Raw genomic sequence first — 18550 nt, 5'->3', positions numbered from 1 at the left:
TGAGCAGCGCCATCACGCCGCCGATCAGGAAGAACACGAACGACGTCGTGAGATACAGCGTGCCGATCGTCTTGTGGTCGGTGGTCGTCAGCCACCTGACGATCCTGCGGTCGAGGATCCTGAGGTCGATGCTTGTCACGCCCTGCCTGTGTCCGCGCGGACCCCGGAGGTCACACTCGAAGGACGCGGCGAGAATCACGACGAAGGGGTGTGACGATCCGGCCGGTGCCGGACACCAAGCGGGCATGAGCAACGACGAGATCTTCGCCGCTGCCTATCGCGAGCACTACTGGGCGGTCACCCGCTATGTCGCACGGCGACTGGCGGATCGGGCCGACGCGGTGGAGGAAGTGGTGGCGGAGGTGTTCACGGTCGCCTGGCGCCGCCGGGCCGAACTGCCGTCCGTGCCGCTTCCCTGGCTGTACGGGGTGGCACGCAACTGCCTGGCGAACACGGTGCGCGGCTGGGGCCGCCGGCGGCGGCTGGTCGACCGGCTCGGCAACGAGGACACCGCCCACCGGCGGCACATCGTGGAGAGCCCCGACACGGAGACTCCGGGCGCCTGGGTGCACGAGGCACTGGCCCGGCTCTCCCCGGCCGACCAGGAAGTGCTGCGCCTGGCGGCATGGGAGGAACTCGGCGTCGACGAGATCGCCGTCGCCCTCGGCTGCGGGAACCGGGCCGCCGCGATGCGCCTGCACCGGGCGCGGCGCCGGCTGAGAGCCGAGATCGACCGCATCCGCCCGGGCGTGTCCGCCGGCCTGGCACCGGCCGCCTCCGCCGATTCGCCACCGGCCGCACCTGCCGGTCCGGCACCGGCACCGGCTGCGGGCGCCGCACGCCCGGCGCCGCGCAACGTACCCGCCGTAGACGCGGCCCTTTCGAAGGACGACGGCCATGGCTGACGAACTCGACCTGCTGCGCCGCGCCAACCCGGTGCCGGCGGACGACCCGCTCACCGCGGACGGCCCGCTCGACCAGCACGCCGAGCGCACCCTGAACCGGCTGCTGCACGACCCCCACCCCGGCCGCCGCCACCGGTACACCCGGCCGGCCTGGGGCCTCGCGGCCTGCGCCGTCGTCCTCGCGACGGCCCTGACCGTGCTGCTCGGCGGCACGGGCACCACCCCCGCCGTCGCCGCGCCCCGCCCGCTCGCCGTACGCCCCCACTCCACCGCCGTACCCCTGGACCGGCTCGCCGCCCTCGCCGCGGCGGCCGCGGCGGACGGCTCCCCGGAACTGCGCAAGGGCACGCACGTGCAGTCCTGGAGCCTCGGCATGAGCGACGACAAGCCGCCGGTCACCCTGCCCGAGGAACGCATCGTGCGCTGGCACGCCGACGACAGCCGCACGGAGATCGTCGTGGCGACCGATCCGCGGCACCCGGGCCGTCCCGTCCTCACGGACGAGGACGGAGCACCGCACCAGGTCGCCGACGGCCAGGTGCTCAGCCACCGCACCTACCCGCCGAGCTGGAGCGACGCCCCGCCGGAGGCGCCGCCCCCGCACGATGCCGGACACCTGCGTGCCTACCTCGCCGAGACGGCCCGCACCGACTCCCCGACCACGCCCGAACTCCTGGACGCCGTCAACGAGTTGCTCGACCACTGGACGCTCGGCGCGCGCGAGTCGGCGGCGCTCGTGCGGCTCCTCGCCGACATCCCCGGCCTGCGGGCGGTCGGGCAGGTCACCGACCGGCTCGGGCGGCCCGGCCAGGCATACGTCTACGACACGGACGGCACCCGCCGGATGCTGGTCCTGGACCCCGCCACCGGAGCCGTGCTCGGGACCGAGATCACGTTCAGCGAGGACCAGTCGGAGTACGGCGTCATGGCCGGCGACGTCATGGAGTACAGCGCCTGGATGCGCTGAGCCGGGGTCGATGTCCCGTCGGTGCCCGCCGGTGCCCGTCGGTGCCCGCCGATGCCCTCCGGCCGGGCGGTGTCAGCGTGGGCGGGCGCGGCGGGTGCGGGGCGTCGGTGCCGCCGGAGCGCACCGGCGGCGGCACGCCGCCCGCAGCACCGTCCGAAGGAGCCCGGCGCTCACCGGCCGGTGACCGCCGGGCTGCCGGTGACGGGCCCGGCCGAGCGCCGCCCGGGCGGAGAAGGTCCAGGTCAGATGGGCGGTCCAGGTCAGCCGGGAGGTGACCTGGACCCGCGCGATCCGTTTCGCTACTCGTCCCATGCCTGGATCATGACCTGTTCGGCGATCTTGCCGTCGCGCAGCGTGATCATGGACTCGGTGAGAACCCGTACGCCGTCCCCGTACTCGCAGGACTCGCTGTAGGCGGCGTGGTCGCCCTGCACGACACACCGGTCCAGCTTGTGTGTCATGTCGCGGCTGTAGACGTCGTCGAGCAGCTGCGCGATCTGGGGCCGGCCACGCAGGACCCTGGGGTGGCTGGGCTGGGTGTCGCGGTCGACGATGCGGATCTCCGCGTCGTCCGCGTACAGCGACAGCAGGGAGTTCCCGGTGTTCCCCTCGATGCCCCGGCGCAGGGTCTCGGCGGTGAAGGCGGAGCCCGTCGCGGTACCCATGGTGACCTCCTTCGAGGGGCCGCGGGCCCGGGCGGAGCGGGGCGTTCGCGTCCCCTCTTCGAGGCTCCCGCGCCCCGGCGGCCTCGGCAAGCGCAGCGGGGTCGCTCCGCCTCACGGGTGAGCGGGGGGCGGGTGCCCGTGTCCGCAGGGGCGGCGGTGCCGTTGCTGAGGACATGATCCCAACACGACGCATCGTCGCCGCCGTCGGCCTCGCCGCGGGCGTCACCGGCCTCGCCGCACCGCTGGCGAACGCGGCTCCCGCGAGCGCCCGGGAAACCGGGAAGATCAGCCCGATGGCCACGCTCGACGCGCTCGCCACGAGCGACATCCCCGCGGAGCAGCGGGCCGGGGTCCCACGGGTCTCCGAGCAGTTGCAGGGGCTGAACCGGCTGCACGACCTCGGGGAACTGCACCAGGTCACCGACCTGGTCGCCCCCGTGACCGGGTTGCTGCCCGCCGTCGAGTACTGAACCGCCGCACCCCGCCCGCCGACACCGAGGGCCGTCCGGAAACGGGCGGCCCTCACGGCTGTCCGGGCCCTGGGAACGGACGGCCGGGTAGAATACCCCAGAGGGTATCAAGGGAGTGGAGGGGCGGTCGTGGAGCTGCGGTTCGAAGGTGACGAACTGACGTCGGTGCTCAACCGGTTGCGCCGGGCGCAGGGACAGATATCGGGCGTGGTCAGGATGATCGAGGAGGGCCGTGACTGCGAGGACGTGGTCACTCAGCTCGCCGCGGCCTCGCGCGCGCTGGACCGGGCCGGCTTCGCGATCATCGCGACCGGACTCCAGCAGGTCCTGGCCGACGGGCAGAACGGGACGGACAGCGGGACGGCCGAGCAGATGAGGGCCCGTCTGGAGAAGCTGTTCCTGTCGCTCGCCTAGCCTCCGCCGGTCGCTCGCCCAGCCTCCGCCGACCCGTCGGCGCGTCCGGCCGGAAAGATCCACCGTCGCCGTCGTGCTCCGTCCCGCTACCGATCGGTCACGCGTAGGGTCGGCACACAGGCACATCGATGGAAGGGGCCAGGCCATGGCGCAGGAAGTACGCGGCGTGATCGCACCGGGGAAGGACCAGCCGGTGCGGGTCGAGACGATCGTGGTGCCGGATCCCGGTCCGGGTGAGGCGGTCGTCCGTGTCCAGGCGTGCGGGGTGTGCCACACGGATCTGCATTACAAGCAGGGCGGCATCACCGACGAGTTCCCCTTCCTGCTCGGCCATGAGGCGGCGGGTGTGGTGGAGTCGGTCGGCGACGGCGTCACGGAGGTCGCTCCGGGTGACTTCGTGATTCTCAACTGGCGGGCCGTGTGCGGCAGTTGCCGGGCCTGTCTGCGCGGTCGCCCGTGGTACTGCTTCGACACCCACAACGCGCGGCAGAAGATGACCCTCACCGACGGCACCGAACTGACGGCGGCCCTGGGCATCGGGGCCTTCGCCGAGAAGACGCTGGTCGCGGCCGGGCAGTGCACCAAGGTCGATCCGGCCGTCTCGCCCGCCGTCGCCGGGCTGCTGGGCTGCGGTGTAATGGCCGGCATCGGCGCCGCCCTCAACACCGGCAACGTCGGCCGCGGCGACTCCGTGGCCGTCATCGGCTGCGGCGGCGTCGGCGACGCGGCGGTCGCCGGGTCCCGGCTGGCGGGCGCGGCGAAGATCATCGCCGTCGACATCGACGACCGCAAGCTGGAGAAGGCCCGTGCCATGGGCGCCACGCACACCGTCAACTCCCGCGAGACCGACCCGGTCGAGGCCGTCAGGGAACTGACCGGAGGCTTCGGTGCCGACGTCGTCATCGACGCGGTGGGCCGCCCGGAGACCTACCGGCAGGCGTTCTACGCCCGCGACCTGGCCGGCACGGTCGTCCTCGTCGGCGTGCCCACGCCCGAGATGAAGCTCGAGCTGCCGCTGCTGGACGTCTTCGGCCGTGGCGGCGCGCTCAAGTCCTCCTGGTACGGCGACTGCCTGCCCTCCCGGGACTTCCCCATGCTGATCGACCTGCACCTGCAGGGGCGCCTGGACCTGGGCGCGTTCGTCTCCGAGACCGTCGGGCTCGACGAGGTGGAGAAGGCGTTCGAGCGGATGCACGGCGGCGACGTGCTGCGCTCGGTGGTGGTGCTGTGATGGCCGCGCGCATCGAACGCCTCGTCACCTCGGGCGTGTTCACCCTCGACGGCGGCACCTGGGAGGTCGACAACAACGTATGGATCGTCGGCGACGACGAGGAAGCCATCGTCATCGACGCCGCCCACGACGCCCGCGCCATCGCCGAGGCGGTGGGCGACCGGCGGCTGACCGCCATCGTCTGCACCCACGCCCACAACGACCACATCGACGCCGCCCCCGCCCTCGCCGACCTCACCGGCGCCACGATCTGGCTGCACCCCGCCGACCTGCCGCTGTGGCGGCAGACCCACCCCGACCGGGATCCCGACAGGCACCTCACCGACGGCCAGGTACTGGAGACCGCCGGCGCTGATCTGACCGTCCTGCACACCCCCGGCCACTCACCGGGCGCGGTCTGCCTCCACGACCCTGGACTGGCCACGGTCTTCACCGGCGACACCCTCTTCCAGGGCGGCCCCGGCGCCACCGGGCGCTCCTACTCCGACTTCCCGACGATCATCGCCTCGATCCGCGACCGCCTCCTCACCCTCCCGCCCGAGACCAAGGTCCTCACCGGCCACGGCGACGCCACCACCATCGGCGCCGAGGCCCCGCACCTGGAGGAATGGATCGCCCGCGGCCACTGAACCCGGAAAAACCGCGGGAGAACGGACGGTGCCGCCCGTACGATCGCCTGCCATGACCCCGGACACGCTGGTGAGCCTGCCCGACGTACGCGTCCTGACCTGCGCCTCCGACGGCCCGCTCCTCGACGGCGAGAGCGCGGCGCTCGACCTCGTCGGGGACGCGCTCGGCCGGGAGGCGCAGTGGGTCGCGGTCCCCGTGGAGCGCGTCCCGGACGAGTTCTTCCGGCTGCGGTCCGGCATCGCGGGCGCCGTCGTGCAGAAGTTCTCCACGTACCGGCTGGGCCTGGCCGTCATCGGCGACATCGCCCGGCATTTCGCCGAGAGCACCGCCCTGCGGGACTTCGTGTACGAGTCGAACCAGGGCCGCCGGCTGTGGTTCCTCGCCGGCTGCCGGGAACGCGACGAGAGACTGTGCGAGTGAGGACGGCGGACCGTGCGACCAAGGACCAGGGACTACGCGACCAAGGACACGGACCGCGCCAGAAAAGGTGACAGGAGGTGTCCGGCTTTCCCGGCAGCCTGATCGGCGACGCAGTCGTACGGACACAGGAGGCCGGACATGTCAGGACCGTTGGCGGGCAAGGTCGCGCTGGTGGCGGGCGCGACCAGGGGAGCGGGCCGCGGAATCGCGGTGGAACTCGGCGCGGCCGGCGCCACCGTCTACGCCACCGGCCGCAGTACGCGCGCCCGCCGCTCGGAGTACGACCGCCCCGAGACCGTCGAGGACACCGCCGACCTGGTCACCGCGGCCGGCGGCCGGGGCATCGCCGTCCCCGTCGACCATCTCGACCCGGCCGCCGTCCGCGCCCTCGTGGACCGCATCGCCGACGAACAGGGCCGGCTCGACGTCCTGGTGAACGACATCTGGGGCGGCGAGCACCTGTTCGCCTGGGACAGCCCGGTCTGGGAACACGACCTCGACAAAGGACTGCGCCTGCTCCGGCTCGCCGTGGAGACCCACGCCATCACCAGCCACTTCGCCCTGCCGCTGCTGCTGCGCCACCCCGGCGGTCTCGCCGTGGAGGTCACCGACGGCACGGCCGACTACAACCGCGACACCTACCGGGTCTCCTTCTTCTACGACCTCGCCAAGGCGTCCGTCCTGCGCATGGGCTTCGCCCTCGGCCACGAACTGGGCCCGCGCGGTGCCACAGCGGTCGCGCTGACCCCCGGCTGGCTGCGCTCGGAGATCATGCTCGACCACTTCGGCGTCCGCGAGGACGACTGGCGTACCGCGCTGGACCGGGTGCCCCACTTCGCCATCTCCGAGACCCCGCGCTACGTCGGCCGGGCCGTGGCCGCCCTGGCCGACGATCCCGACGTGGCCCGCTGGAACGGGCAGTCCCTGTCCAGCGGCGGGCTCGCCCAGGTGTACGGCTTCACGGACCTGGACGGCAGCCGCCCCGACGCCTGGCGGTACCTCGTCGAGGTGCAGGACGCCGGCCGACCGGCGGACGTGACCGGCTACCGGTGACCTACGACCGCAGGAGCGGCCGGCCCGCCGGATGGCCGGGCGACAGGTGCGGATCCTCCCGTACGGCCGCGTAGTGACCCTCCCGGCCGGCCCGCTGCCGGGCCGGCCGGGCCTGTCAGGTCTCGGGACCGCGCCGGTCCTCCCGCGGGAACCGGCCCACTCCATCACCGCCACCACCCGGTCGCAGGTCCTGGGCCCCCACCGCCGGGCTGGCCGGCAGGAGCAGCGCCGCACCGGCGATCAGGGCGGGGAGTCGCCGCGGGAACGCGGACATGCCCGCACGCCCGCGGGAACGCGGACATGCCCGCACGCCCGCGGGAACGCGGACATGCCCGCATGCCCGCGGGAACGCGGACATGCCCGCACGCCCGCGGGAACGCGGACATGCCCGCACGCCCGCGGGAACGCGGACATGCCCGCACGCCGTCCGGCACAGCCACCTGCGCAGTGGCCTTTTGCGGCCATCGCCGCGCCCGTACCGTCCTTGTCATGACCGAATCCAAACGCTTCGCGGGACACGGAGTTCTCATCACGGGCGCGGCCCGCGGCATCGGCGCGGCCGTCGCCCGCCGGCTCGCCGACGAGGGCGCCCGGGTCCTGGTGACCGACCACGACCTGCCCGCGGCGGAGCGGGCCGCGGACGGGCTGCGCCGACAGGGCCTGGCGGCCGAGGCGTTCGCCTGCGACGTGTCCGACCGGGCCTCCGTCGAGGCCGCCGTCGCCCGGGCCGTCGCTGTCCTCGGCTCGCTCGACGTCCTCGTGAGCTGTGCCGCCCACTGCACCCCCGACGTTCCCCTCTTCGAGGACGACCCGGACGACGCCTGGGCCCGCGACCTGGACGTCACCCTCACCGGCGGCTACCGCTGCTGCCGCGCCGCGCTCCCGCACCTCGCCGCCTCCGGCCGGGGCGCGATCGTCCTCATCGGCTCCGTCAACGGCGTCCAGGACTTCGGCAACCACGCCTACAGCGCGGCCAAGGCCGGACTCGACTCCCTGACCCGCACCCTCGCCGGGCACGCGGCGCCGCGCGGGGTCCGGGTCAACCTGGTGGCGCCCGGCACGGTGCGCACCTCGGCCTGGGCGGGGCGGGAGGCCGAACTCGACGCCGTCCGCGGGCTCTACCCCCTCGGCCGGGTCGGCGAACCCGAGGACATCGCCGCCGCCGTCGCCTTCCTCGCCTCCCGCGACGCCGCCTGGATCACGGGCACCGCGCTCCGTGTCGACGGCGGACTCACCGCGGTCAACACCGGTTTCCACACGGCCCTGCGCGGCGCCGCCGACTGAGCGGTACGGGCGCCAGCGGGCCGGATCTTCACCGTTCGGTCACGACTTGGGAGGCGCCGCAACCGAAGCCACGGCTCGCTCGTCTAGGTCTCCGGGTCCGTGACGGTCACGGACGCCCGAGCAAGGAGGGGCCCTACATGGGGGACATAGGCAGGCGAAGCGCCGTCGCGCTGGGCATCACGGGGCTGGTGGCACCGCTCACACTCGCGCTCGGCGCCGCACCGGCCCAGGCGGCGAGCTGCACGACGAAGGCCGGGCCCTACCAGAAGCAGGTGGAGAAGTTCCTCGGCCGCCCGGTCGACGGGAAGCAGTCCACCGCCGACTGCAAGGCCGTCCGGGCCTTCCAGAACAAGCACGGCATCACGCCCAACATCGGCTACGCGGGTCCCGTGACCTGGGGCGTGATGAACCTCATGAACAAACAGAAGGCCGTCAGGAAGAACCCGAACAAGGCCGGCAAGTGCCCGGTGAACAAGGGCCGTGTCGCCTGTGTGAACCTCACGCTCCAGCTGAGCTGGATCCAGGACGGCAAGAAACTGGTGTACGGGCCGGTCCCGGTGCGCACCGGCCGCAACGGGTACGAGACCCGCACCGGCCTGAAGAAGATCTACTGGCGGGACATCGACCACGTCTCGTCGCTCTACGACGTGCCGATGCCCTACAGCCAGTTCTTCGACGGCGGCCAGGCGTTCCACTCGGTCGGTCTCAGCATGTGGAACCCGCCGGGCTCGCACGGCTGCGTCAACATGACCACGAAGGACGCCAAGAAGTACTGGTCGCTGCTGAAGAAGGGCGACGACGTCTTCGTGTACGGCCGCAAGCCGGGCACCTGAGCACGCCCAGGCACCCGGCCGTCACTCAGCTCTCCGGGGCGTCCCCGAAATCGGGGATCTCCAGCCGGACCCCGCCCTGCCGCGCGGACTCGTGCGCGATGATCCCCGGCAGGGTGTAGCGCGCCGCCACCCAGGCGTTCACGGACGGCAGGGTGCGGGTGTTCACCGCGGTCACGAAGTCGTCCACCAGGAAGTGGTGGCTGCCCTCGTGCCCGTTGTGCAGGTGGTCGAACGCGCGCGGCAGCCGGGCGCGGTCGTGCACCGGCGCCGAGCCAGAGGTGAACGCGGCCCGCAGCTCGGGCGCGACGTGCTGGAGCGACGGATCGTCGGGGGACAGGGTGGGCTTGGGCTCCAGCAGCTCGCTGATGTCCGTCACCCCGGTCTTGTCCTGCCAGAAGGCCACCGTGGCGAGCTGCTCCATGCTCGCGTCCGTGCCGAAGAACCGGAACCGGGACTCGCGGATGTGTGAGGGGTAGCCGACCCGCCGGAACTCGTTCGTGCGGAACGAGCCGCCGCCCGCCACTTCGAACAGCGCGGTCGCGTTGGAGACGTCGTTGTCGAACTGGCTGACCGAACGGTCGAAGACGCCGTCCCCGCGCTCGTCGACGACCCCGAGGGCCGACACGCTCACCGCGTGCGTCTGCCAGGCGCCGAGCACCCCGCCCACCGAGTGCGTCGGGTACAGCAGCGGGGGATAGCTGGCGGTCGCCTGCCAGTTCTCGCCGCCGCTGTACCGGTAGGCGTCGTAGAAGCCGAGGTCCATGTCGTGGACGTAGTCGCCCTCGGCGTAGAAGATCCGCCCGAAGGCGCCCTCGGCGATCTGGTTGCGGGCGTGCACGGTCGCCGGGTTGTACTGGCTCGTCTCGCCCATCATGTAGGTGAGCCCGGTCGTCCTGACCGCCTCGATGATCGCGGCGATCTCCTCGGTGGTGATCGCCATGGGGACCGCCGAGTAGACGTGCTTGCCGGCGGCCAGGCCCTGGAGCACCAGCGGGCCGTGGGTCCAGCGCTGGGTGAAGACGGCGACCGCGTCGACGGCCTCCGACTCCAGCATGGCCTCGTACGACGGGAAGGTGCCGGCGAGGGACTGGGCCGTGGCCAGCCGCTCGGCCCGCTCGGGCAGCAGATCGGTGACGTACACGTCGCCGACGCCGGGGTGGGCCTGGAACAGGGTGGCGAACTGGCCGGAGAACTGTCCGGCGCCGACGATGCCGAGGGAGAACGTCATGGAAAAGGGTGCCCTTCAGTGGCCGCGGATGACTGTGATCCGGTGTTGGTCTTCCTCGGGTATTTACTTTTGATGCGAAACAATCAATCCGTCAAGACCCTCGGAAGGGCCATGTCCACCCGACTCGGCACGCTCTAGACTGGGCATCTTACTTTCAGGCCGAAAGATACATCAGGGAGTTCGATCTCCATGACCGCCGCAGCTGCCGCCAGCTGGCTGCCGCTCAGCCCCGGTGAACGCTCCGTGGCCATCGAGGTGCTCGTCCACGGTCCGCTGTCGCGCGCCGAACTGGCCCGGCGGCTGGACCTCTCCGCGGGCAGCCTCACCCGGCTGACCAAGCCGCTGATCGAGTCCGGGCTGCTCGTCGAGGTCCCCGAGGCGGGCGGCCCCGGCGAAGCGCGGCAGGGGCGTCCCTCGCAACCGCTCGACGTCGTCGCCGAGTCCCGGTCCTTCCTCGGCTTCAAGATCACCGAGGACATGGTGTACGGCGTCGTCACCAGCCTCAGGAGCGATATCGTCGCCCGCCTCGACCGCCCGCTCACCACGCACGACCCCGGCGAGGTCGTCGATCTGCTCGCCGGGATGACCGCCGAACTGGCCGCCCGTTTCCCCGCGCTCGCGGGCATCGGCATCGGGGTGGGCGGACTCGTGCAGGACCGTGCCGTGGTCGGTGAGTCGCCCTTCCTGAAGTGGCGGGACGTGCCGCTGGCCGAACTGGTCGGGGCCCGCACCGGGTTGCCGGTGGTCGTGGAGAACGACTTCGCCGCCCTGGTCGAGGCGGAGACCTGGTTCGGCGCCGGCCGCGGTCTCGACCGCTTCGTCGTCCTGACCATCGGGGCCGGTTTCGGTTACGGCCTGGTGCTGGGCGGCAAGCGGGTGCGGTACGCGGAGGAGGACCGGGGATTCGGGCATCACTGGATCGTCGACCCGCACGGGCCGCTGACCCCCCATGGCGAGCGGGGCAGCGTCGTGTCGCTGCTCACCATCCCCGGCATCCGGTACCAGATCCGGGCCGCCACCGGCCGGGACGCCACCTACGAGGAGATCCTCGCGCGTGCCGCCGAGGGCGAGCCGATGTCCGTCCGGGTGCTCGACGAGGCGGCACGGGCGCTGGGCACGCTGGTCGGGCAGATCGCCAACCTCGTGATGCCGCGGAAGATCGTGCTCGCCGGGGAGGGCGTCGGACTGATGGACGTGGCCGGAGCGGCGGTGTGGGAGACCGTCCGGGCCCACCGTCATCCGCTGGCCGCGCCCGTCGTCCTGGAGACCAAGGTGTCCGACTTCCATGACTGGGCTCGTGGGGCGGCCGTGCTGGCGATCCAGGTCCTGGTGCTGGGCGCCGCCGAGGACTGACCCGGCCGGGCGGCGGCCCGCTGCGGTTCCTGAGGGCGGCTCACCGACCTGTGGCTGAACGGCGAGTGAACATCCCGTGATCGGCCGCAGTCTGACGTGATGAGCAACACGGTCCGATATATCCCTTATCGATCGTACTTACTCACCTGGTCTTCACCTCTGCTGGCATATGCTTCACACCATGTCCACCACAGTTGAAGCCGCCTCCGAGCGATCGGCCGCGGAGGTCAACGAGGAGATCCGGGCCCTGTGGCTGCGGTCGGGCGGGACACTGAGCGTCGAGCAGCGCGAGGAGTACCAGCGGCTCGTCCTGGAGTGGGCCGCCGTGGCCCCGCAGTCGTCGCAGGCGGCCTGAGCGCGGCGGCCGGCGGGCTTGTCCGGCCCGGCGGCGACTCCTCCAGCCGGACACCCGGCTGAGCGCGGCCTACCGTGTCAGCGTTCCCACTTCCGTCTGCAGCGCAGGAAGATCTGTTCCTCGGGCTTGGTGTCCGCGGACGCCGGCGCGTACGAGGTGAAGGACTCGCCGACGATCTCGAAGCCCGCGCCCTCGACCACCTCGCACAGTTCGTCCCGCAGATAGCCGGAGACGCGGACCGTGGTGCCGATGAACGGGATCGCGAAGTCGTCGACGTCGGCCTCGACCATCGACAGGGCGAACAGGCCCTCGGGGACCAGTAGTCGGCCGACGGCCTCAAGGGCGAGCGGGATCTCCGCGCGCGGCAGCATGATCAGCGTGAAGAACGCCGTGACCGCGTCGAACCGGCCCAGGTCGCGGGAGCCGCCCGGGTAGAGGTCCGCCATGTCCAGTTGGTGGAACCGCGCGGCGGGCACGTTCGCCCGGGCCAGATCGACCATCGTGCTCGACAGGTCCACGCCGACGACCTCGAATCCCGCGTCCGCCAGCCGGCGCGCGGTGGGCAGTCCGGTACCGCATCCCAGGTCCAGCACCCGGGCGCCGGGCCGCAACGAGCCGGCCAGCCACTCGGTGGCGGCGACCTGCCCTTCCTTGCGCGGGAAGACCTCGTCGTACCGGCCGCCGATGGCGTCGAACGCCTCGGCCTGGCCGCCGCGGTCGGGCCGTATGTTCCCGAAACCGGGCGAGTTGCTGGGGCTGGTCACGAATGATCTCCCTTTGGAGACGAGCTGAGGTGATCCGCGTGGATCGCCCGTGCACGGTGCGTCGGACAGTCCGGGTCACCGGTACCGGATGCGTCACCAAGAGTAACCGCCCTTGGGGAGGGATCAACCCCAAGTGGCCGAGTAGTGCCGCCGATACGCCGTGCGGTCCTGTTCTCCGCTGGCCCGGCACCGCGGGGGCTGTGGTCGTCGGGCGCCCGCTCCTGCGTGCGCGGCACGTCAGACAGGCGTTCACCGGGGCCGTGCGGGCGGGATTTCCCGTTCCGGGGCCGGTCGCGCACCGCCCCGCCGCGGGCGCGGTCGGCCGGACGAGCGGCGGCCGCCGCGCTCACCGGCCGGTCACCGCCCGAGGACCGCGTCACGGTGATCCGGCTCGGCAGAGGTCAGTGCCAGGTCCGGTAGGGCGGCTCGTCGAGCAGTTGGAACAGCGGCTCGCCGCGTACCGGATCCTTGGCCGTCGACAGCCGCACACGGTCCCCGGTGTGCACGCCCACGGGCGGACCCATGACCCGGCCCCGCAGGACGAAACCCTCGGCCATCTCGATCAGGGACACATTGCGCGCGGCGGGCGTGTTGCGGTGCAGCACCGAGGCGTGGCGGACGGTGCCGATGCCCGCGCTGCGCTCCGTGACGAGATCGCCCCCCTGGCACACCGGGCACAGCAGCCGGTGGTACATGGCGGTGCCGCACCAGGTGCAGCGCTGGAAGGGGAGTGTGTCGGTGGAGCCCGCGGCCATGGGGTCGAGGACGCCCGTCGCGCTGCCGGCCCACGCCTGGGCGGCACTCTCTGAGAGGTGGTTCACGCTGGTCAACTCCCTGCGCTCGGCCGGAATCCCGCGCACCCGGCGGCGACCGGGTACACCTGTGCGCGGTACGCCGTGCCACCGTGCACGCCGATCAGAATATGGCACGGAGTGTCAAGGGTAAAGGTACTCGGTACCCTAAATTTCCCCGGAACGGGTGGCGTCAGTGCCGGTCGCGGCCGAGTGCCGACTCCAGTTGCTGCACCACCCGCCACAGCGGCGCGTCGCGCCGGGAGACCAGGACGATCACGTCCTGCGGGCGCCCGGCCTGCGTCAGCCCCCGTTCCACGGGCGGGAGTTCCTGCCCGGCGTCGGCTGCGGCCGGGCCGGCGAAGGCGGACTGCACCTGGCCCAGCGCGTGGTCGACGGCCGCGTCGGCATCGGTCCGGCCGCCCGAGCGCAGCCAGGAGCGCAGGGCGTTGTTGTGCGCCGCGACCACCGCGGCCGCGACGACGTCGGCCCGCAGTGTCCCGTCGGGCTGCCCGGCGAAGCGTCCACGCAGGTACTCGGCCAGCGCGCGCTCGTAGCGCCACACCACCGACAGTTCGTACGCGCGCAGTCCCGGCACCTGCTTGGTGAGCCGGTAACGCTGCACGGAGAAGGACGGGTTCTCGGCGTACATGCGCAGCACCAGCCGGGCCGCGTCGCACACCCGCCGCACCGGCTCGTGCTCCGTGCCGCTCTCGGCGAGGAAGGCGGTCATCTCGGCCAGGCAGCGCTCGTGGTCGGGGAAGACCACGTCCTCCTTGGAGGGGAAGTAGCGGAAGAACGAACGCCGTCCGACCCCCGCGAGCGTCACGATGTCGTCGACGGTGGTCTGTTCGTAGCCACGTTCCAGGAACAGCTGGAAGGCCGCCGCGACCAGGACGTCCCGCATCGGCGGCTTCGCGGCGGACGCCGCGCTGCTGGTGCTCATGCACGCGAACGTAGCATCGCACCCGCCACCCTGGCACTCAGTGCAACCTTGGCGGGAACTGAGTGCTCTCCGGAGTGTGCCGGGGGAGAGCGGGGGCTCAGCGGACGGCGCCGTGACCCACCAGGGCCTCGGTGACCGCGCGGACGCTGCGGGCGATGTGCTGGAGCTGGCGGATCTCGGCCGCGTACAGCTTGATGCTGTGCTCGATGACCGATTCGGGCAGGCCCAGCGGCGGCAGTTCCGTCCGGGCGGTCTGCAGCGCCGTGCGTGCCACCCGGATCTCGTGGTGGACCTGGATCTGCGCGTGCCGGGCGAGCAGCACCGGGTGCCGCATCAGCGCCGGGTAGCCGCTGTAGCGGGCCGGTACCAGCTCGCGCAGCCACCTGGCCGCGGAACGCTCCCAGTCGTAGCTGCCCGGCGGCTTGACCTGGCAGGGCCAGTCCGGACTGTTGCGCGTGGTCGTCAGGGGCATGGTCGTCGCTTCCGGGGGTGCGATGTCGTGCGGGGTGGGCCGACGTGTTCGGGCGGCCCCGGCCTAGGGGATGACCGGGGCCGCCGCGGGCCGGCCGCGCAGGCATGGCCCGGCCGAACATCCCGGGTGCCGCCGCGGGTAGGAGGCGGCGGCTCGGGACGCTCGCTGTGGAGCCCCGGACACCGGACGCCGGCGCGGCGAGCGGGCGACGGCATGCGCATGGGCGGTCCGGCTTTCTCGGGGCGGTGCGAGAGGTGCGTCCTGGGGTGCGGAACCCATCTGGAGTGAACCGGATGCGCTCCGTGAGCAGTATTTATATATGCCGTCGTCTTGGCAAGGCGCATGAAAACATTCATGCGGCATCTGTCGGGAATGATCCCGATACCGGATCCGCAGCCCGTGGCCGCCCGTACCGGATCCCGCCGCCTTCAGTCCTTCAGGAAGAACTGGTGCTGTTCGGCGACCTGTTCGTACTCCTCCAGGCGGGCCTGGGTGCGTTCGGGATCGGCGTCGGTCATGGCCTGCAACAGCGCGGCGGACAGCACGCCGGGCGCCGCGTAGGAGTCGAAGACCAGCCGGGAACCGGTGCCGGTGGCGAAGGTGACGTCCGCCTCGTCGGCCAGTGGCCCGAGCGCCAGATCCGTCACCAGGGCGACCCGCAGCCCGGCGCCCCGCGCCACCCGGATCGCGGTGAGGGTCTCCTGCGCGTGCCGCGGCATGGCGAACGCCAGGATCCAGGTGCCGCCCGCCTCGTGCGACTGCAGCAGCGCGTCGTAGGCCACGCTCCCGCCGCGGGTCACCAGCCGTACGTCGGGGTGGATGCGGCGGGCGGCGTAGGCGAAGTACTCGGCGAGCGACACGGAGATGCGCAGGCCCAGGACGGTCAGCGGGGACGAACGGGACAGTTCGCGGCCCAGCCGGATCACCCGGTCGGGGTCGGCGAAGTCCCGTCGCAGGTTCTCCAGGTTCGCGATCTCGGCGTCGACGGCCGCCTGGAGTTCGTTGCCGCGGTTCTCCTCGGCCGCCCCCGGGCCGCCGGGGAGGGCACCCAGCGCGATCGACCGCAGCTTCTCCCGCAGCGCGGGGTAGCCGCTGAAGCCGACGGCGGCGGCGAAACGGGTCACCGAGGGCTGGCTCACCCCCACCCGCTCGGCGAGTTCGGTGATCGAGAGGACCGCGGCCTCGGCGTTGTGCTCGATGAGGTACTGGGCGATGCGCCGCTGCCCGGGGGACAGTCCGCGCCCGTCGAACAGCTCTCTGAGCCGGGAGGCCGGTGCGGCTTCCGCGTCCGGCACGGTCCTGCCCGCGGTGATCGCGGACGCCTGCGCGCGTGCCTGCTGCACCGATGGCACCGGGGTGCCTTCTCTGTCTCCCACGAAGACTCAACATAGCTCACCGACCGCGGTGACCTGGGGTTGTGCACGGTGTCTGACGACCGTCGGCGAAGGGCCGTCCGCGGCGGCCGGGCGGCTGCCGCCGATCGGTCGGACCGCCGGCCCCTCGCTGGTCGGGGCCCGGTCGTCACGGGTGCCGTGGACCCGGGACCGCCGGGATGGCCTGGATCGGCCGGGAGTGAGAGGGCCGGGTCTCCGGGCCCCCTCCCGCCGCGCCCTTCCGCCGGCGGACGAGACCGCCGCGCACGGCGCACCGGCAGCCCCTCTCCCGTATACGCCGGTACGGCCCGCCGCCGGGCGGAGTTCACCTCGTGGTGGAACGGGCCGGGCATCCCATGTGCGGGTCGAGGACCGGCACGGTCCGTCCGCCGTCGCGTGCGCGCCCGCGTGTGCGCGTGGGCGGGGAAGGAGTCGACGGAAGGCCCGGCCGTCACCCGAACGGAGGCTCGGAACCCGTGCTGCTCCCTTACCAGCGCCGCCCGTTGCACGATCTGCCGGACACCCCGCAGGCGTACGACGCCGTCCTCGCCGACGTCGCCGAGCAGGCCCTGGCCCGGCTCACCCCCGAGGGCAGCCTGGAACACCCCGAGGCGTACCTCGACATCGGCGACACGTCCCTCGGGGTGACCTCCCTGCTGGCCCTGGCCTGGCAGCGCGGCCGGGATCCGCGGCTGCCGGACGCCGTGCGCCGCAGCCTCGCCTTCCATCTGCGCGCGCGGGTGTACACCGAGGACAACCCCGGGTACCCCAATCTGCGGGTCCGGGACTCCGGGCTGCCGTACGCCCGTTACGTCCTGGAGCCGGGCGCGCACCCCATCGGCGACTGGCCGAGCACCGTGTGGGCGCTGCTTCAGGCGGTCGACGTCCTGGACCTCGCCGACGGGCTGCTGGACGACACCCGGCGCGCCGCGCTCACCGAGGTGGCGCACGGCTACTGGCGGTGGCTTACGGAGGTGACCTTCTTCAACCCGCAGGAAGCCGGCAACCAGGCCATCGGCTGTGTCGTCGGCGGCCTGATGCTCGCCCGGCTGCTGCCGCCCGCGCGGGGCGAGGCGGTGCGCTCCCGCGCCCTCGCCCTGTACACCGAGCGGATCCGGGCCCACCGGATCAGGGACCGCGGAGCGCTGCTGCCCCCGGAACACGGCGGCGCCTACGACAACAACTACGGCCCGATCTCCCTGTCCTTCCTCGCCCAGGCGCACCGGGTCAGCGGCGAGCCGGCCTTTGCCGAGGACGGCGACACACTGGCCCGCTACATCGACGCGCGCCTGCCGGGCGGCGGTTACGACACCGGCGGCCCGCGCTACAGCGAACAGCACTCCGGATTCGAATCGGTGCTCGGCCTGCGCTACTTCAGCGGCCGTATCGGCTCCGACCTCGGCCGCTACCGGGGCGACACCCGCTGGGGCCGGCACGCGGTGCGACCGGACGGCGGGCTCGACGGGCACTTCGCGTGGATGCTGGTGTGGCAGATCCAGGACACCTCGCGCTGGCACCGCACCCCGTCGGCCGGGCCGGTGCGGCACCAGTTGCGCGCGGGCACGGTCTCGGTGGCCTTCGACGGCCGGATGACCCCGTCGCTGATCGAGGCCGCGGGGACCTACTACCTGCCCGCCGCCGTCGACCGCCGGCACGGCTTCGGCCCGGTCGTAGACGGCTTCCTGCTGTGCCGGCCGATGGGGGAGGTCCGGGTGCGGGACGCACACGCCGCCCCGCTGACGGCCAAGCTGGTCAGCAAGCCGGTGGTCGGCCCCGACCAGGTCCTCAGACATGTGCGGTCCCTGTACGTCACGGACGGTACGAGCCTGTGGACGGTGGTCGCCGTGGAACGGCTGGCCGGCGACCCCTGTCTGCTGGCCGGGCTGCCGTACGCGGCGGACGACGGCGACCGGGTGCGGCGCGTGGCGCGCGGCGAGCTGACGTCCGCGGGCGAGCTGCGGCTGAGGCATCCCGCGCGGACGGGCGTCGAAACCTTCGACGCGCGCGGCGAACTCACCCAGGAACAGGCGGCGTTCGCCCTCGCGGCCGCCCCACGGGGCTACGGCGACCCCGACGAGGGCTGGCGCCACCTGGTCACCTCCTCGGCGTTCGAGGCGGGCCCGGCGCCCGGAGCACCGCCGGACCTGCACGTGTTCGCCGTGCGGTACGGCCCCGGCGGCCCGTTCGCGCCGGTCTTCACCGCCGCGGAGGAGGGGCTGACCGTACGCACCGAGGTCTTCACCGCGGTGCTCGGGCACGCCGCGGGCGACGCCCACGGCGTGCCCACGCTCTCCCTGCACGGCTAGTAGTGCTTGGTCAGATTGGTCTTGGTCCTGCGTGTCTTTCGGGTTCGGTGTGGCGTTAAGTGAGATGTGACTCCGGACGAGGTGACTGCG

Annotated in this window: 21 protein-coding genes; 13 read left to right on the top strand and 8 right to left on the bottom strand. The window is 72.5% G+C overall.

Annotated features, from left to right (window positions below; translation table 11 throughout):
• Positions 1–245 precede the first annotated feature (245 nt).
• Together ACFY2B_RS44900 and ACFY2B_RS44895 are read left to right on the top strand one after the other, a co-directional pair.
• A complete protein-coding gene (locus ACFY2B_RS44900) occupies positions 246–905 on the top strand; it encodes an RNA polymerase sigma factor (RefSeq protein ID WP_390768842.1) in 660 nt (219 codons plus the stop codon).
• A complete protein-coding gene (locus tag ACFY2B_RS44895) occupies positions 898–1872 on the top strand; it encodes a CU044_5270 family protein (protein WP_390768841.1) in 975 nt (324 codons plus the stop codon). Before ACFY2B_RS44900 ends, ACFY2B_RS44895 begins: the two co-directional genes overlap by 8 nt.
• Before the next feature lie 72 nt (positions 1873–1944).
• Here the strand turns inward: ACFY2B_RS44895 and ACFY2B_RS44890 are convergent, their stop codons facing one another.
• Both ACFY2B_RS44890 and ACFY2B_RS44885 read right to left on the bottom strand, forming a co-directional pair.
• Positions 1945–2184, bottom strand: a complete 240-nt coding sequence (locus tag ACFY2B_RS44890) for a hypothetical protein (RefSeq protein WP_390768840.1) — start codon at positions 2182–2184, stop codon at positions 1945–1947.
• Positions 2172–2537, bottom strand: coding sequence for a nuclear transport factor 2 family protein (locus ACFY2B_RS44885; protein ID WP_390768839.1), 366 nt, complete (start codon positions 2535–2537; stop codon positions 2172–2174). Before ACFY2B_RS44885 ends, ACFY2B_RS44890 begins: the two co-directional genes overlap by 13 nt.
• A 173-nt stretch (positions 2538–2710) precedes the next feature.
• Here ACFY2B_RS44885 and ACFY2B_RS44880 point away from each other — a divergent pair, with 173 nt between their 5' ends.
• The 8 genes from ACFY2B_RS44880 to ACFY2B_RS44845 all read left to right on the top strand — a co-directional run bounded on the left by ACFY2B_RS44880 (position 2711) and on the right by ACFY2B_RS44845 (position 8872).
• Positions 2711–3007 (top strand): hypothetical protein, encoded by a 297-nt coding sequence (locus ACFY2B_RS44880; protein WP_390768838.1) that lies wholly within the window; start codon positions 2711–2713, stop codon positions 3005–3007.
• A gap of 129 nt (positions 3008–3136) precedes the next feature.
• Positions 3137–3421 carry a metal-sensitive transcriptional regulator gene (locus ACFY2B_RS44875; RefSeq protein WP_390768837.1) on the top strand — a complete coding sequence of 95 codons (285 nt, stop codon included), beginning with the start codon at positions 3137–3139 and terminating at the stop codon, positions 3419–3421.
• 145 nt (positions 3422–3566) lie between these two features.
• Positions 3567–4652 carry an S-(hydroxymethyl)mycothiol dehydrogenase gene (locus ACFY2B_RS44870; RefSeq protein ID WP_390768836.1) on the top strand — a complete coding sequence of 362 codons (1086 nt, stop codon included), beginning with the start codon at positions 3567–3569 and terminating at the stop codon, positions 4650–4652.
• A complete protein-coding gene (locus ACFY2B_RS44865) occupies positions 4652–5281 on the top strand; it encodes an MBL fold metallo-hydrolase (protein ID WP_390768835.1) in 630 nt (209 codons plus the stop codon). The genes ACFY2B_RS44870 and ACFY2B_RS44865 overlap by 1 nt, the downstream gene beginning before the upstream one ends.
• A gap of 52 nt (positions 5282–5333) precedes the next feature.
• Positions 5334–5702: a DUF4180 domain-containing protein gene (locus ACFY2B_RS44860; protein WP_390768834.1), complete on the top strand. Its 369-nt coding sequence runs from the start codon at positions 5334–5336 to the stop codon at positions 5700–5702.
• A 138-nt stretch (positions 5703–5840) separates the two neighbouring features.
• Entirely contained in the window at positions 5841–6755 is a 915-nt protein-coding gene (locus tag ACFY2B_RS44855) for an SDR family oxidoreductase (RefSeq protein ID WP_390768833.1), read from the top strand.
• 489 nt (positions 6756–7244) lie between these two features.
• Positions 7245–8039: an SDR family NAD(P)-dependent oxidoreductase gene (locus ACFY2B_RS44850; RefSeq protein WP_390768832.1), complete on the top strand. Its 795-nt coding sequence runs from the start codon at positions 7245–7247 to the stop codon at positions 8037–8039.
• Positions 8040–8176: 137 nt separating this feature from the next.
• A complete protein-coding gene (locus tag ACFY2B_RS44845) occupies positions 8177–8872 on the top strand; it encodes a L,D-transpeptidase family protein (protein ID WP_390768831.1) in 696 nt (231 codons plus the stop codon).
• Between the two features lie 25 nt (positions 8873–8897).
• Here ACFY2B_RS44845 and ACFY2B_RS44840 read toward each other — a convergent pair whose 3' ends face one another.
• A complete protein-coding gene (locus ACFY2B_RS44840) occupies positions 8898–10100 on the bottom strand; it encodes a Gfo/Idh/MocA family protein (RefSeq protein WP_390768830.1) in 1203 nt (400 codons plus the stop codon).
• 189 nt (positions 10101–10289) lie between these two features.
• Here ACFY2B_RS44840 and ACFY2B_RS44835 point away from each other — a divergent pair, with 189 nt between their 5' ends.
• Together ACFY2B_RS44835 and ACFY2B_RS44830 are read left to right on the top strand one after the other, a co-directional pair.
• Positions 10290–11453, top strand: a complete 1164-nt coding sequence (locus ACFY2B_RS44835; RefSeq protein WP_390768829.1) for an ROK family protein — start codon at positions 10290–10292, stop codon at positions 11451–11453.
• A gap of 169 nt (positions 11454–11622) precedes the next feature.
• Positions 11623–11808: a hypothetical protein gene (locus ACFY2B_RS44830; protein ID WP_376528306.1), complete on the top strand. Its 186-nt coding sequence runs from the start codon at positions 11623–11625 to the stop codon at positions 11806–11808.
• A gap of 77 nt (positions 11809–11885) precedes the next feature.
• On the opposite strand, the gene ACFY2B_RS44825 is transcribed toward ACFY2B_RS44830, so the two are convergent.
• From ACFY2B_RS44825 to ACFY2B_RS44805, 5 genes are all read right to left on the bottom strand, one after another.
• Positions 11886–12572 carry a class I SAM-dependent DNA methyltransferase gene (locus tag ACFY2B_RS44825; RefSeq protein WP_390768828.1) on the bottom strand — a complete coding sequence of 229 codons (687 nt, stop codon included), beginning with the start codon at positions 12570–12572 and terminating at the stop codon, positions 11886–11888.
• Positions 12573–12973: 401 nt separating this feature from the next.
• Complete coding sequence (locus ACFY2B_RS44820; RefSeq protein WP_390768844.1) at positions 12974–13327, bottom strand: Zn-ribbon domain-containing OB-fold protein; 354 nt, start codon at positions 13325–13327, stop codon at positions 12974–12976.
• Between the two features lie 229 nt (positions 13328–13556).
• On the bottom strand, positions 13557–14309 hold the full coding sequence (locus ACFY2B_RS44815; protein WP_390768827.1) for a TetR family transcriptional regulator: 753 nt from the start codon (positions 14307–14309) through the stop codon (positions 13557–13559).
• A 97-nt stretch (positions 14310–14406) separates the two neighbouring features.
• Complete coding sequence (locus ACFY2B_RS44810; RefSeq protein WP_390768826.1) at positions 14407–14781, bottom strand: hypothetical protein; 375 nt, start codon at positions 14779–14781, stop codon at positions 14407–14409.
• Between the two features lie 428 nt (positions 14782–15209).
• Complete coding sequence (locus tag ACFY2B_RS44805) at positions 15210–16133, bottom strand: MurR/RpiR family transcriptional regulator (protein WP_390768843.1); 924 nt, start codon at positions 16131–16133, stop codon at positions 15210–15212.
• A gap of 497 nt (positions 16134–16630) precedes the next feature.
• Here ACFY2B_RS44805 and ACFY2B_RS44800 point away from each other — a divergent pair, with 497 nt between their 5' ends.
• On the top strand, positions 16631–18460 hold the full coding sequence (locus ACFY2B_RS44800) for a hypothetical protein (RefSeq protein ID WP_390768825.1): 1830 nt from the start codon (positions 16631–16633) through the stop codon (positions 18458–18460).
• Positions 18461–18550 lie beyond the last annotated feature (90 nt).

The organism is Streptomyces sp. NPDC001270, assembly GCF_042896695.1.
GTDB lineage: Bacteria > Actinomycetota > Actinomycetes > Streptomycetales > Streptomycetaceae > Streptomyces.
This window is presented reverse-complemented; position numbering and strand designations above follow the sequence as displayed.